Origin of the sequence: Kitasatospora sp. NPDC057936 (genome assembly GCF_042887525.1) — a bacterium.
Classification (GTDB): domain Bacteria; phylum Actinomycetota; class Actinomycetes; order Streptomycetales; family Streptomycetaceae; genus Kitasatospora.
Genome location: NZ_JBHVPD010000001.1, coordinates 201,168 through 215,154, shown reverse-complemented (window position 1 = coordinate 215,154; position 13,987 = coordinate 201,168). Strand labels below are relative to the sequence as shown.

General features: G+C 73.6%; 12 protein-coding genes. 8 read left to right on the top strand and 4 right to left on the bottom strand.

Annotation, left to right across the window (positions count from 1 at the left end; genetic code table 11):
* Positions 1-16: 16 nt before the first annotated feature.
* Positions 17-592 (top strand): MarR family winged helix-turn-helix transcriptional regulator, encoded by a 576-nt coding sequence (locus tag ACFVU9_RS00915; protein ID WP_387588658.1) that lies wholly within the window; start codon positions 17-19, stop codon positions 590-592.
* Positions 593-675: 83 nt separating this feature from the next.
* Here the strand turns inward: ACFVU9_RS00915 and ACFVU9_RS00910 are convergent, their stop codons facing one another.
* Genes ACFVU9_RS00910 through ACFVU9_RS00895 form a run of 4 tightly spaced genes read right to left on the bottom strand, consistent with a single transcriptional unit; the run spans position 676 to position 5,529 of the window.
* A complete protein-coding gene (locus ACFVU9_RS00910) occupies positions 676-2,130 on the bottom strand; it encodes an ABC transporter ATP-binding protein (protein ID WP_387588656.1) in 1,455 nt (484 codons plus the stop codon).
* Positions 2,127-2,978, bottom strand: a complete 852-nt coding sequence (locus ACFVU9_RS00905; RefSeq protein ID WP_387588654.1) for an ABC transporter permease subunit — start codon at positions 2,976-2,978, stop codon at positions 2,127-2,129. Before ACFVU9_RS00905 ends, ACFVU9_RS00910 begins: the two co-directional genes overlap by 4 nt.
* Positions 2,975-3,973, bottom strand: coding sequence for an ABC transporter permease (locus ACFVU9_RS00900; protein WP_387588652.1), 999 nt, complete (start codon positions 3,971-3,973; stop codon positions 2,975-2,977). The genes ACFVU9_RS00905 and ACFVU9_RS00900 overlap by 4 nt, the downstream gene beginning before the upstream one ends.
* A complete protein-coding gene (locus tag ACFVU9_RS00895; RefSeq protein WP_387588650.1) occupies positions 3,970-5,529 on the bottom strand; it encodes an ABC transporter substrate-binding protein in 1,560 nt (519 codons plus the stop codon). The genes ACFVU9_RS00900 and ACFVU9_RS00895 overlap by 4 nt, the downstream gene beginning before the upstream one ends.
* Before the next feature lie 377 nt (positions 5,530-5,906).
* Between ACFVU9_RS00895 and ACFVU9_RS00890 the strand changes: the two genes are divergently transcribed.
* The 7 genes from ACFVU9_RS00890 to ACFVU9_RS00860 all read left to right on the top strand — a co-directional run bounded on the left by ACFVU9_RS00890 (position 5,907) and on the right by ACFVU9_RS00860 (position 13,879).
* Positions 5,907-6,896, top strand: coding sequence for a TauD/TfdA family dioxygenase (locus ACFVU9_RS00890; protein WP_387588648.1), 990 nt, complete (start codon positions 5,907-5,909; stop codon positions 6,894-6,896).
* Between the two features lie 63 nt (positions 6,897-6,959).
* Positions 6,960-7,949, top strand: a complete 990-nt coding sequence (locus ACFVU9_RS00885; RefSeq protein ID WP_387588646.1) for an ornithine cyclodeaminase family protein — start codon at positions 6,960-6,962, stop codon at positions 7,947-7,949.
* On the top strand, positions 7,940-9,280 hold the full coding sequence (locus ACFVU9_RS00880; RefSeq protein ID WP_387588644.1) for a Y4yA family PLP-dependent enzyme: 1,341 nt from the start codon (positions 7,940-7,942) through the stop codon (positions 9,278-9,280). Before ACFVU9_RS00885 ends, ACFVU9_RS00880 begins: the two co-directional genes overlap by 10 nt.
* Before the next feature lie 40 nt (positions 9,281-9,320).
* Positions 9,321-10,352, top strand: a complete 1,032-nt coding sequence (locus ACFVU9_RS00875; RefSeq protein ID WP_387588642.1) for a cysteine synthase family protein — start codon at positions 9,321-9,323, stop codon at positions 10,350-10,352.
* 5 nt (positions 10,353-10,357) lie between these two features.
* The gene (locus tag ACFVU9_RS00870) at positions 10,358-11,779 is read left to right on the top strand and encodes an MATE family efflux transporter (RefSeq protein ID WP_387588640.1); all 1,422 of its coding nucleotides are present in this window, start codon (positions 10,358-10,360) and stop codon (positions 11,777-11,779) included.
* 175 nt (positions 11,780-11,954) lie between these two features.
* Positions 11,955-13,112: a CopD family protein gene (locus tag ACFVU9_RS00865; protein WP_387588638.1), complete on the top strand. Its 1,158-nt coding sequence runs from the start codon at positions 11,955-11,957 to the stop codon at positions 13,110-13,112.
* A gap of 41 nt (positions 13,113-13,153) precedes the next feature.
* Entirely contained in the window at positions 13,154-13,879 is a 726-nt protein-coding gene (locus tag ACFVU9_RS00860) for a siderophore-interacting protein (RefSeq protein WP_387588636.1), read from the top strand.
* The last annotated feature ends 108 nt before the right edge of the window (positions 13,880-13,987 follow it).

The window sequence follows — 13,987 nt, the reverse complement described above, 5'->3', positions numbered from 1 at the left end:
ATGATGGGGACATGGTATGTACGACGGGCGGAACGAATCGTCGAGTCCGTTCGAGCAGACCGTCTACCTCCTCTCGGAGACCGGCAAGGCCGTCGACCGCCTGCTGACGGCGGGGCTGGCACGACGAGGGTTGTCCCCGGTCCACCACGCGCTGCTGTCGGCGCTGGCCCGGCTGGGGCCGCACGGCCGCCATGACCTCACCGCCCGCGTGACGGCACCCGCGCCCGAGGTGGACCAGGCACTTGAGGACCTCCTGTCGGCACACCTGCTGCAGTCGATGGTCGTCCACGTCGGCGGGCGGCAGGAGGTGCTGACGGTCACCGCGTCGGGCCGGGCCGCACTGGACGTGCTCCACACCGATGCGTCGGCCGTGCAGGAGGACCTGCTGGCGTCCCTGACGAAGGGGCAGCGCGTCGAGCTCAACTCCCTGCTCCGGCGGGTGCGCGCCACTGTCGCCCGTGGCGCCGGCCGGCGGCCGGACCCCCAGGGGGAGAGCGGATGGACGCTGACCCCGGGGCCCCGCCGGACCTGGACCCCGGTGCGTGAAGGCGCGGGTGCCACCGACGAACCGGACGCCGCCGAGGCCGGTTAGATCCGGCCCAGATAGATCCGGCCCAGGACACCGGGCCGGCCGCGGCGGGGTTCGTGAGCCCCGGCATCAGCGGCCGGGCGCGTTCACTTCCGCACCGGGCTCGGGGCCGGCCGGTCCGTGAGCAACGCTCCGTCGGAGCCCCCGAGGGTGAGGACGGCGTCGGCGTGGGCCGCCACCATCGGCAGGTCGTGGCTGACGAGGACGACGGCGAGGCCCCGGCCGTCGCGCAGGTCGCGCAGGAGGTCCATGATGCCGTCGGCGGTGTCGGCGTCGAGGGCGGACGTGATCTCGTCACAGAGCAGGACGTCGGGTTCGGCGGCCAGCGCGCGGGCGATGGAGACGCGCTGGCGCTGCCCGCCGGAGAGTTCGTGGGGGTACCGGGCGGCGTGGTCGGGTGCGAGGCCCACCGCGGTGAGCAGTGCGGCGACGCGATCCCCGCGGCTGTCGGCGGGCGCGGCGAAGTGGAGCTTCAGCGGGCGCACGAGGGTGGCGCCGACGGTGTGGACGGGGTTGAGGGCGCCGAGCGGGTCCTGGGGGACGAGTTGGATGCGGCGGCGCTGGTCCCGGCCGCGGCGCCGGTAGGTGGCGGCCAGGTGTTCACCGCCGAGGGAGATTCGGCCTGCCTCGGGGCGGTGGAGGCCTGCGAGGGTGCGCAGCAGGGTGGTCTTGCCGCACCCCGACGGGCCGGTGATCCCGGTCAACGTGCCGGTCCGCAGGGTGAGGTCGAGACCGGTGAGGACCCGGCGGCGGCTGCGACCGGTGCCGACGTGGGCGTCGAGCGCCGTCACCTCCACGACAGGCACCGTGTCCGCGGAAGCGCGAGCCCGTGCGGGCGCCGGCGGCGTTGCCGGTGTCCTCGGGGTCGTTGCCGGACGTTCGGGCCGCAGGACGAGGACGTCGTCGGCGCAGCGGGCCACGAAGTCCGGGTCGTGGCTGGTGAGGGCGATGGCGATGGCGTCGCCGGCGGCGATGGCGCGCAGGAGGTCGGCGATGTCGTCGCGCAGGGCGGCGTCGAGGCCGGCGGTGGGTTCGTCGAGGAGGAGGACGGCGGGCTGTCGGGCGAGCGCGCGGGCGAGGGCGACGCGTCGCTGCTGGCCGCCGGAGAGGTTCCCGGTTCGCCGGTGTTCGAGGCCTTCGCCGGCCGGCAGGTGGACCGTGCGCAGCAGGTCCGGCACGGAGGTGCCGCGGCGGTCGGTGGCGGTCTCGGTGACGAGGTGTGCGACGCGCATGCGGGGGTTGAGTGCGGAGCCCGGGTCCTGGCCGACGAAGGCGAGCTTGTGGCGGCGGAGGTGTCGCAGGTCCTCGGGCGGGAGGGCGAGGATGTCGTGGCCGAGGACCGTGAGGGTTCCGGCGGCGACGTGGGCGCCTGGTGGGAGTGCTCCGGCGAGGGCGCGCAGGAGGGTGGTCTTGCCGGCGCCGGACGGTCCGGTGATCGCGGTGACGTGTCCCGGGGTGAGGGTGAGGGTGGCGTCGGTGAGCAGCGGAGTGCCGTCGAGGGTGATGGACAGCGCGGCAGCGTGGGCGGCGGTGGTGCTCACAGCGGGGTCTCCCGGGTGGGCCGGGCGGGGGCGAGGGCTTCGGCGGCGAGGTTGACGCTGATGGCGAGCAGGCCGATGGCCAGGCAGGGGGCGCCGACGGCCCAGGGGTTGAGGGTGAGGCCGGCCGCGTTCTCGCGGATCATCAACGCCCAGTCGGCTTCCGGGGGTTGGGGTCCGAGTTGGAGGAAGGCGGCGACGGAGACGATGTAGACGCCTTCGACGAAGCGCAGGCCGAACAGGGCGAGGACGGTGGAGCGCAGGTTGGGCAGGACCTCGCGCACGGTCAGGTGCCACAGGTTCTCGCCGCCTGCGGCTGCCGCTTCGACGTAGCCGGTGGTGGCGATCGGGGCGGCCGCGGCGGCGACGATGCGTACGGCATAGGGGATGCCGAGCAGGGTGGCGGCGGCCGCGACGGCGAGGCGGCCGCCGGCCGGCCAGGCGAGGGCGACGAGCATGATGGCCAGGACGGAAGGGAGGAGGATCGTCAGGTCGGCGGCGCGTTCGATCCACCGGCCCAGGGTGGGGCGCAGGGCGGCGGCGATGCCGATGGCGGTGGCGGCCGCGGTGACGACCAGGGCGATGGCCAGGGCGGTGGCGATCAGGGGTGCACCGCCGGTGAGGAGGCGGCTGAGGACGTCCCGGCCGAGCTCGTCGCCGCCGAGCGGTGCGTCGCCGCCCGCTCCGGCGTAGGGGAAGGTGACCGGGGTGTCGATCGGGTGCGGGGCGAGGAGCGGCCCGGCGAGCGCGAGGACGACGAGAACGAGTGCGGGCACGGCACGCGCGAGGACGCGTCGCTTCCGGCGGATGGGCGCGGTGGCCGGGGTCGTGGTCGTGGTCGGGAAGGTCATCGGCGCTCGTCTCCGAGGGCGGTGGTGCGAACGAGGTCGGCGAGCAGCAGGAGCAGGCTGACGGCGGTGCCGGCGGCGGCCACCACTCCGGCGACGAGCGGGGTGTCGCGGTCGGTGATGGCTCCGGCCAGGACGGCGCCGATGCCGGGGTAGTTGAAGAGGGTCTCGACGACGACGGTGCCGCCGAGCAGCATGCCGGCGGAGGTGGCGATGCCCACGGCGATCGCGGGCAGGGCGCCGGGGAGCATGTGGTGGCCGAGGACGCGTCGGCGCGGCAGGCCGTCGACGATCGCGGCCTGGACGTGCGGCAGGGCCGCCTGGTCGGCGAGGGCTCCGCGCACGATGCGGGTGTTCCAGCCGATCTGGGGGACCGCCAGGGAGAGCAGCGGCAGGACGGTCATCGTCCAGGACTCGGGGCTGCCGTCCGGGCCGGTGAGCGTGACGGCGGGCAGCCAGCCGGTCCACTGGGACAGCAGCAGGAGCAGGCCGACCGAGACGACGAACTCCGGCAGGGCGAACGCGGCGGTGGACAGCGCGTCGACGGCCCGGTCGGTGCGCCCGCCCGGGCGCAGCGCGGACCAACCGCCGAGGGCGAGCGCGCCCACGGTGCTGAGGACCAGCGCGAGGCCGCCGAGCAGGAGGGTGTTGGGGAACGGGCCGGCCAGGACGTCGGTGACGTGCCGGCCGCGTGCGGTGGTGCCGAGGTCGCCGGTGGGCAGGCCGGTCATCCAGTCCAAGAACCGCTGCGCTACCGGGCGGTCGAGCCCGAGGGCGGCGCGGCGGGCGGCGAGGTCGGCGGCGGTGACACCCCGGTCCGAGGTCGCGCCCGCGGCGTCGCCCGGCAGGAGTCCGACGGCGGCGAAGACGGCGGCGAGCAGGACGACGAGCAGGACCAGGCGCCGCAGGGCCTGCCGGGCGACCCGGCCCGCACCGGGGAGGATGCGGGCCGGGTGGCTCCGGGACGCTCGCGCGTCCGCGGGGTGAAGGGTGGTCAACGCGCCAGCCAGGTCTTCTCGAGCTGCACCCGGCCGTAGCCGGGGAGCTTGGGCAGGTCGCGCACGGCCGCTCCGGCGAGGTCGATGCCGTCGGCCATGCCCCACAGCAGGTAGCCGGACTCGGCGAACTCGGTCTCCTGGAGCCGGTGGAGGAGCTTGTCGCGCTCGGCGGCGTCGGCGGTGCCCATGGCCTTGCGGTAGGTCTCGTCGAAGGCGGGCGCGTTCCAGCCGGACTCGTTCTGGCCGGCGTCGGAGAGCATCGTCTTGGAGGCGAAGAAGACGACGGAGTCGTTGGTGCCCCAGTAGGTGGTGTAGAGCGTGCCCTTGAGCCAGGTGGCGTCCCAGAACACCTTGGAGTCCTGCTTCACGACGTTGATCTTCACCCCGGCCTCGCGGGCCTGGGTGGCGAACAGGGTCGCGGACTCGGCGAGGCCGGCGATGTCCTCGGTGGTGATCAGGTCGTAGGTCTTGGAGGTGTCGAAGCCGGCGTCGGCGAGCAGCTGCCTGGCCTTGGCGAGGTCGCGGGTGCGCTGCGGGATGTCCTTGGCGAAGGCGGGGTCGCCGGTGCCGAGGATGTCGTTGGCGACGCTGCCGTAGCCGGAGAGGACCTGCTTGACCATGGCGTCGCGGTCGACGGCGAGCCGCAGGGCCTCGCGCACCCGCACGTCGGCGAACGGGCCGTCGGCGGTGCGCATGACGATCGGCATCGCCATGTCGTTGGGCCGGCGCAGGATCCGGACGTCCTTGCGGGCCTCGGCGGTGCGGGCGGCGACGGCGCCGACGTTGGAGGCGACGTCGATCTGCCCGGCGAGCAGGGCGTTGGCCATGGCCTGGGGGCTCTCGAACAGCCGCACCTCGACGGCGTCGAGGAGGACCTTGCCGCCGTACCAGGCGTCGTTGCGCACCAGGCGCGCGTTGCCGTCGCGGTACCAGTCGATCTTGAACGGGCCGGTGCCGGGGGCGCCGGCGATCGCGTCGTCCTTGGTGTCCTTCTTGAGGACGAAGGTGGTCAGGCGGGTCAGCAGCGGCAGGTCGGCGTTGGGGTAGTCGGAGACCAGGACGACGGTCCTGGCGTCCTCGGCCGTGATGCCCTCGGGCTGGATACCGGGCAGGCGACTCTTGCCGGCCGGGGTGTTGCGCAGGCGCTTGAGCGACCAGACCACGTCGTCGGCGGTGACGGGGGTGCCGTCGTGGAAGGTGGCGCCGTCGGCGAGGGTGAAGCGCCAGGTCTTCAGGTCCTCGGACGGCTTCCACGAAGCGGCCAGGCGCGGGGCCGTGTTGGTCCTGTCCCCGGGTATCGCGAGCGTGTCGTAGATCAGGCTGATGATCAGGTAGTCGCTCTCGTTGGCCTGGGTCCCGTGCGGGTCGCGGGTGACCGCCGAGGCCTTGCCGAGCGCGCCGACCTTCAACGTGCCGCCGGCGCGGGGCTGTTGGGAGGCGCCGTCAGAGGGAGCGGCGCTCGTGGATCCGCCCGCGCCACTGCTGCAGGCAGCGAGTGCCCCGGCCGCCCCGATACCGGCACCGGCCCACAGCAGCTGTCGTCTGGTGACGCCCACGTTCGTTCCTCGATTCGGGTCGCGCTCGATTTGCTTAGGTTTACCTACCCTAAGTTCGAGACGGGGCGCAAGCCGCCGAGCGCGGCGCACCACACCTCGGACCGTGCGCCCTTCAACCACAAGGCGGGCCATGAGCTGGGGAGTTGAGCCCGTGCGCCGCCTGCACCGCCGCCCGAAACCGAGACTACGCACATGTAGACACCGGACCGGGTAAGGCTTGCCTTACTTCGGAGTCGTTGTTACGTTTCCTGTCGTCCGGCCGTTCGAGCCGCCCCGGACCACACCCCCACGCCCAGCTCCCGCCGCCGTCCCGCACCGGCGCGGTGATGCCACGTGCCCGCGCCATCTCTCCTCCCCTGCCCCCGGAAGGTCCCCCCGTGCCCACCTGCCCTGCCCCGGTACGCCGTCTCGACACCGCCACCGCCACGGAACTCACCACCACCGCCGCCAAGTTGCTGGCCTTCCACGGCTCCGCGACCAGCCCCTCCCTGCTGGCCGACCTGCCCGTCATGTGCGCGCAGCTCAGCGAGGCGCTGCGCCACCGGCTGCGCCCGGTCGACACCGCTGACGGCCTGTTCGTCCTGCGCGGCCTGACCGTCGACGACGCCGAGCTCGGCCCGACCCCGGGCCACTGGTCGACCGTCGCGGACGCCGGCGCGCTGTGGGACGTGACCCTGCTGCTCGTCTCCGCCCTGATGGGCACTCCGATCGCCTGGGACGGCCAGCAGGACGGCCGGTTCGTGCACAACATCGTCCCCTCGCCGGGCCACGAGAGCGAGCAGACCGGCGCGTCCAGCTCCGTCCTGCTCACCCCGCACACCGAGGACGCCTTCCACCCCGGCCGCGCCCACCTGCTGCTGCTGTGCTGCATGCGCAACCACGACGGCATCGCCACCACCGCCGCCAGTGTGCGCCTGGCCGAACTCGCGCAGGCCGACCTGGAACAGCTCAAGCGCCCCGTCGCGCCGATCCTGCCCGACGACGCCTACGAGCAGGCCCGGAAGTTCGGCGGCCGGCCGGCCCCGGTACCCACCCTCTTCGACGGTCCCGACGGCCTGACCATGCGCTACGACCCCGCCTACACCCCGCTGGAGAAGACCGACCGGGCGTGGCGCGAGGCGTACGAGCGCCTCGGTGAGGAGCTGGCCCGCGTCTCGGTCGCGGTGAGCCTGGAGCCGGGGGACGTCCTGGTCGTCGACAACGACCTCGTCGTCCACGGCCGCGTCCCCTTCCGGGCCCGCTACGACGGCACCGACCGCTGGCTCAAGCGCGCCTCCGTCCGCGTCGAGGACCGTCCCACCCGCCCGCTCGCCGAGCACGACGAACACGGCTACGGCCAGGCCGCCCTCACCGCCTGGGCCGCCTGACCCGTCTGACTCGTCTGAACCGCCATCACCGAAGCCGCCCCACCACCTCGAAAGGGCACATCCATGGACCGGGACGACACCACCCTGCGCGTACTGTCCACCAGCGACCTCGCCGGCCTGGACATCGGCCTCGCCGACGTCGTCGACACCGTCGAACAGGCCTACCGCACCCTGGCCGCCGGCCAGTCCGACAACCCGCGCAAACTCACCGTCAAGCCCGCCGACGGCCACTCGGTGTCCTACGCCATGCTCGGACGCGACGGCGTGCGCAACGTCGTCGCCGTCAAGACCTCGTACAAGCACGGCCTCGACAAGGGCCGCGACGAGCAGCACTACTACACGACGCTGACCGTCTACGACGACGTCACCGGCCTGCCCGTCGCGATGATGGACTGCTCGCGCATCGGCTCCCTGCGCACCCCGGCCGTCTCCGCGCTGCTGGCCCGCGAGTGCGCCGGCCCCGACGCCTCGACCGCACTGGTCATCGGCACCGGCACCCAGGGCCGCCTCGCCCTGCCGTTCCTGCTCACCACCCTGCCGAAGCTGGAGCGCCTGCTGCTGTCCGGCACCCACCCCGACGGCATCGCCGCCGTCCGCGCCGAACTCGCCCGCCACTTCCCCGACCGCGAGCTGGAACTGGTCACCGACCTCAAGGCCGCCGCCCGCGACGCCGACGTCATCGTCGCCACCGCCGGCGGCCACACCCCGGCCGCCGTCGAGGCCGACTGGCTCAAGCCCGGCTCGGTGTCGATCCTCGTCGGTCACGGCCTCGCGCCGTCCACCCTCCACCGCGCGGACCGGGTGATCGCCACCAGCGAGGCCCAGATGCGCGTCACCGGCACCGACATGGCCGATGCCGACGGCAATCTGCCCGCCGTCGACCTGGAGCTGCCCGTCGTCATCTCCGGCGTCTCCAAGGCCCGCACCGCCCCCGGGCAGCGGATCTTCGCCTACAACAGCGGACTCGTCGTCACCGACATCGCGCTCGGCCACCGCTTCGCCCAGCTCGCCGCCGCCCAGGACCTCGGCACCGAGGTGGCCCTGTGGCGCTGACCCTGCCCGCCCACCCCGACCCGCTGACCGAGCGTCTGCACGCGAGCGGCCTGCTCCACGAACTCGCCCACGGCCTCGGCGGCCCCTTCCACTACCTGCTGCCCGAACGCTTCGCCACCAACCTGGCCGGCTTCCGCGCCGCACTCACCGATGCCGGGGTCGAAGGCCGCGTGTACTACGCCAAGAAGGCCAACAAGGCCGACGCGTTCATCGACCGCTGTGCCGCGGCGGGCGCGGGCGTCGACGTCGCCTCCCTCGGCGAGCTGCGCGAGGCGCTGGGCCACGGCGTGCGCGGCGAGGACCTCGTCGTCACCGGGCCGGCCAAGTCCGAGCAACTGCTGAGCGTGGCCGTGCGGCAGGGTGCGCTGATCGCCGTCGACGCCCTCGACGAACTCGACCGGCTGCTCGCCCGCACGGGCGAGCGCCCGGCCCGGGTCCTGTTGCGCCGCCACCCGCCCTCGCAGCGCCGCAGCCGCTTCGGCCTCGACGACGCACAGCTGCAGCAGGCGCTGGACCGGTGTGCCCAGGTCGGCGACACCGTCCGCATGGAAGGGTTCAGCTTCCACCTCTCCGGCTACGAGATCCAGGCCCGCGCCGACCTCGCCGGAGAACTCGTCGAACTCTGCCTCAAGGCGAGGATGTCGGGCCTGCAGGCGGACCGGATCAGCATCGGCGGCGGATTCCCCGTCGACTACGTCGCCGCCGACACCTGGGACGCCTTCCTCACCGAGCAGGGCCCCGCGCACTACCACGGCCAGAAGTCCTTCGCCGCAGGCGACTTCTACCCCTACCACTCCCCCGTCGCCGGATCCGACGCCCTGCGCGCGATCCTCGCCGCCCGGCCGGGCGGCACGGGTGCGAGCCTCGCGACCCGACTTCGCGAGGCCGGCGTCATGCTGCTGCTGGAGCCCGGCCGCGCCCTGCTGGACCGGGCCGGAGCCTCGGTCTTCCGCGTCCAGGGCGTCAAGGACCGCACCGGGTACGGCATCGTCACCGTCGACGGCACCAGCCTGAGCCTGTCCGAGCAGTGGTTCGACAGCGAGTACCTGCCCGAACCGCAGCTGCTCCCCGCGCGCTCGGCGGAGACGACGCCCGGGCCCTTCCCGGCGTGCGTCGGCGGCGCGAGCTGCCTGGACTCCGACCTGCTCACCTGGCGCAAAGTCCCCTTCCCCGCCCGGCCCCGGGTCGGCGACCTGCTCGTCTACCCCAACACCGCGGGCTACCAGATGGACTCCAACGAGTCCCCCTTCCACGAGCTGCCGCTGCCGCCGAAGGTCGTCATCGACCACCCCGACGGGGGCAGCCGGCCCCGCTGGCGCCTCGACCGCTGACCACCACCCCGCACACCGCATCCCGACGGAGCCTCACGCCATGACCGACGCCCTGACCCGCCCCCCGGTGGTCAGCCGGATCTCCGACCTCATCGGCTACACCCCGCTGTTCGAACTCGCCCGCGCCGACAACGGCGCCCGCCTGCTCCTCAAACTGGAGATGTTCAACCCCACCGGCAGCGCGAAGATCCGCATGGCCCGCCAGATGGTCCTCGACGCCGAACGGCGCGGCGACCTGCGCGAGGGCGGCCACATCATCGAGTCCACCTCCGGCAACACCGGCCTCGGACTCGCCGTCGTCGCCGCCGAACGCGGCTACCGCTTCACCGCCGTCGTCGACAACCACGCCGCCGCCGACAAGCTGCGCGGCATGAAGGCCATGGGCACCGAGCTCGTCCACGTCGACGCCGACACCGACGGCGAGGAACTCCACACCGCCGCTCGCGAGGAACTCGCCGAGGACATGGCCCGCGGCAAGGACAACACCTTCTTCACCGAACAGCACAACAACCCCAGCAACGCGGTCGGTTACTACGCGGTCGGCCGCGAGATCGCCCAGGCGCTCGACAACCGGGTCGACGTCCTGATCGGTGCCGTCGGCACCGGCGGCGGCCTGTGCGGCACCGCCCGCGAGCTCAAGAGGCACGTGCCCGGCGTCGCGGTCGTCGGCGTCGAGCCCAAGGGCTCCGTCGCCTTCGGCCCACCCGCCCACGACTACTACCAGTCCGGCACCGGAACCCCCGAAGGCGCCACCATCGGCCTGCTCGTCGACTACGACCTCATCGACGAAGGCGTCAAGGTCGGCGACGTCGAGGCCTTCGCCACCGCCCGGACCGTCGCCCGCCGCACCGGCCTGCTCATCGGCGGCTCCGCGGGCGGCGTCGTGCACGAGGCCCTGGACCGGCTGACCCGCCTCGCCCCCGACGCCGTCATGGTCGCCTTCGTCAACGACGGCGGCGAGAAGTACATGGACACCGTCTTCAACGACGACTGGATGACCGCCCGCGACCTCCTCGACCCGGCGGTCGAAGCGGGGATCGACGAGAAGCTGACCAAGCTCCGCAGGAACTGAAGACAATGCAGCAGCTGACCACCCTCGCCCGCGACGGCCGCGCCCTCGCCGCCCTCGCCGTCCCGCTCGTCCTCACCCAGCTCGCCCAGGTCGCCCTCACCACCACCGACACCATTATGATGGGCGCCCTCGGCACCGAGGCGCTCGCGGCCGGCGGCCTCGCCCTGGTCGTCTTCAACCAGTTGCGCACCATGGGCGTCGGACTCGTCACCTCCGTCGGCAACCAGGTCGCGGCCGCCGCCGCCCGCGCCGAACGGAGCGAGGCCGCAGCCGCCGAGGCCGGGAACGGCGACGAGGTGCGCGGCCTGGTGCGGGCGGCGATGGCCGTCGCCACCCTCGCCGGCATCGCGGGCGCCGTCCTCATGGTCCTCATCGGCCAGGCCGCGACCTGGCTCGGCCAGGACGCGGATGTCGCCCACCGCGCCCAGGGCATGCTCGCCGCGCTCGCCCCCGGCCTGGTGCCCTGCCTCTGGTTCCAGGCGATCCGCCAGTTCACCGTCGGCATGCGCCGCCCGCAGGCGCTGCTGCGGATCACCATCGCCTCCGTCGCCGTCAACGCCGCGCTCAACTGGGCGTTCATCCACGGCACCTGGGGCCTGCCCAAGCTCGGCCTCACCGGCATCGGGGTGGCCACCAGCAGCGTCCACCTGCTCTCCTTCCTCGCCCTCTACGCCTCCGCCCGCCGCGACTCCCGGCTCGCGCCCCTGCTGACCCCGGACTTCTGGCGCGCAGACCCCGGCACGGTGCGCCGCCTGCTCGGTCTCGGGGCCCCGATCGCCGCCACCTACGGATCCGAGGCCGGGTTCTTCTCCGTCACCGCCCTCCTCGCCGGCAGCTTCGGCGCCGCCGCGCTCGCCGCCCACACCGCCGTCAACCAGTTGATCTACATCGTCTTCCAGGTCGCCGTCGGCCTCTCCCACGCCGCCTCCATCAACGTCAGCCGCGAACTCGCCCTCGGCGCATACGCAGCCGCCCGCCGCATCAAGAACACCGCACTGGCCTGCGGTGCCGTCGTCACCACCCTGGTCGGCATCGCCTACCTCACCGTGCCCCGCCTCGTCCTGCGGCCCTATTTCGACCCCGGCACGGCTGCCGACCAGCAGGGCCTGCACATCGCCACCGGGCTCCTCGCTGTCGTCGCCGTCCTGCAGTTCTTCGACTGCGCCCAGAACATCGGCGTCGGCCTCCTGCGCGGCCTCGACGACACCAGGAGCGGCTTCCGCATCACCCTCATCGGCTACTGGGCCGTCGGCCTGCCCGCCGCCTGGCTCCTCGCCTACCCCCTCGGTGGCGAGACCCGCGGCCTGTGGCTCGGCCTGCTCATCGGCCTGGCCACCACGGCCGTCCTCCTGCTGCGCCGCTACGGCCTCGCCCTGACCGCGCGAGCCGGCACCACCACCGCCGAATCCGCTGCGGTCGGCACCTGAGCACCTGCCGCGGTCACCGCACCGGTCCGTCGTGTGAGCCGTGGGGCCGGTCAGGGCCAACGACCAGCCCTGATCGGCCCCACGGCCCACACGACGGTGACGGTCGGCAATTTCGCCCCCATGTCATGACCCCGAATAAGATTTAGGTTAGCCTTACCTTATGCACTATGCTTCGTTGGCCGCGAACACGGCCGGATACGCCATGCCCCAGCTCTGGCGGGTCCTCACCAAGACCGGCTACTTCCTCGGCCTCAGCGGGGCCGTCGGAGCCACCGTCACCTATGCGGCCACCGTGCGCCCGGCCCTGCGCGCCCCGGAAACGAGCACCGGGGACGCCGAGATCCTGCGCAGACGGTCCGCCGGCTACCTCGCCTGGGCCGGAGTGGTCCTGCTGGTCGCGGGCTACTTCCAGCTCGCCGCCCGCGTCGCCCGCGCCGGCAAGGGCATGCCCTTCGGCGACGCGCTCGCCCCTGGCCGGGTATGGGACTACCTGCAGGCGCCCGCGGCCAAGGGCGCCTGGATCGCCCAGGGCACGGTCTACCTCGTCCAGAACACCGTCCTGGTCGTGACCGCCGCCGCCCTGATCGCCCTCTTCGCACCGGCCGTCCGCCGCCACGTGGACCGGATCGCCCTCGCCGCGCTGCCGCTCTCCCTCGCCGTCACCCTGATCGGCGCCGTGCCGGCCACCGCCCCCGCCGACCTCGACGGGTGGCTGAACCCGGTCTTCGACCAGGCCCACATCGTGTCCGGCACCGTCTGGCTCGGCGGCCTGGCCCTGCTCGTCGCCCTGGCCGGCACCCGCAGGAGCCTCGGCGACGGCGCCGGGCTGCTGTGGGCCGACATGTGGCGGCGCTTCGGCCTCGTCGCCATGGTCTGCGTCGGCGCCGTCACCGTCTCCGGCCTGTGGCTGAGCTGGAAGCACGTCGGCGGCATCTCGCAGCTGTGGACCACCGGCTACGGCATCGCCCTGCTCGTCAAGATCCTCCTGGTCGCCGGGCTGGTCGTCGCGGGCGCCTTCAACCAGTTCTGGCTGATGCCCCGGATCGTCCGGGCGCGTGCCGCCGACGACACCACCTCGCTGCTGCACCTGACGCTCCGGCACTTCCCCAAGGTCGTCTGGGGCGAGGTCGTCCTCGGCGTCGCCGTGCTCGCCGTGATGCCGTTCATCTCCGGCTCGGCCCGCACCGAGGCCGGCAGCCCGAAGGCCGTCTCCTCCGGCACCGTCTTCGCCGGCGGCGCCGCCCTCACCATCGCGCTGGCCGTCTCCCTGTACGCGACGGCGAAGGCCTCCGACGCCCTGGCCCGCCGGCCGGCCACGCCTGCGACTGCCTGACCCACCGGTCGCTTTCACCATCCACGGGATCGAGGAGTGCCATGGGACGAGGTTGGGAGGGCCTGGCCCTCAAGGTGATGCGGGGCCGGGACTTCGCGTTCACGGTGACCGCCGCGGAGGACGTCACCACGGACTGCCGCCGGGTGCGCTTCGCGGACGGCGGCATGCTGGACGCCACCGGCGTGCACCCCACCATGTGGGTGCGGCTGTGGTTCCCGGAGGCGGGCCGCCCGCACCAGCGCGCCTACACCCTGGTCGACCCGGACCCCGCCGCGGGGACGTTCGGCATCGACTTCGCACTCCACGACGGCCCGGCCAGCCGCTGGGCGAGCGCGGCGGCGCCCGGCGACTCCATCCAGGCGACCGTCCAGGGATCCGCGTTCGCGGCCCCCGAGCCGACGCCCCGCCGGATGTTCCTCGTCGGCGACCGCGCCTCGGCCCCCGCGATCGGCTCCCTGCTGCGCGCACTGCCGGGCGTGCCGGCGACGATCTGGCTGGAGACCCAGCACGACAGCGACGAACGACTGCCGGTGTCGCGAAGCGGCCGTGACCACCACGACTTCCGGTTCGTCCCCCGGGAGGACGCCGGGGGACGACTGGCGGCCCAGGTCCGCACGGCCCTGCCCGGCCTGCTCGGCGACCCGGCCGAGGCGTACGTGTGGATCGCCTGCGACACCGTCACCACGCGTGAACTCGCCCGGTTCGTCCGCAAGGACCTCGGCGTCCCCAGGCCCCGCACCCACGCCCTCGGGTACTGGCGGCCCTGAAGACCCGTGGGGGGGGGGGGCGGCGCCGGGGGGGCGCGGCCGCGGCCGACCTCGCCCGAGCGCTCCCCCCGCGCACGGCGCGCCGGCGCGGAGCCGGCGGGGCCGGCG

What these genes read in the sequence shown, in the direction of transcription:
- ACFVU9_RS00915 (WP_387588658.1), top strand. Translation starts at nt 17, where the DNA reads ATGTACGACGGGCGGAACGAATCGTCGAGTCCGTTCGAGCAGACCGTC.
- ACFVU9_RS00905 (WP_387588654.1), bottom strand. Translation starts at nt 2,978, where the DNA reads ATGACCTTCCCGACCACGACCACGACCCCGGCCACCGCGCCCATCCGC.
- ACFVU9_RS00885 (WP_387588646.1), top strand. Translation starts at nt 6,960, where the DNA reads ATGGACCGGGACGACACCACCCTGCGCGTACTGTCCACCAGCGACCTC.
- ACFVU9_RS00875 (WP_387588642.1), top strand. Translation starts at nt 9,321, where the DNA reads ATGACCGACGCCCTGACCCGCCCCCCGGTGGTCAGCCGGATCTCCGAC.
- ACFVU9_RS00870 (WP_387588640.1), top strand. Translation starts at nt 10,358, where the DNA reads ATGCAGCAGCTGACCACCCTCGCCCGCGACGGCCGCGCCCTCGCCGCC.
- ACFVU9_RS00860 (WP_387588636.1), top strand. Translation starts at nt 13,154, where the DNA reads ATGGGACGAGGTTGGGAGGGCCTGGCCCTCAAGGTGATGCGGGGCCGG.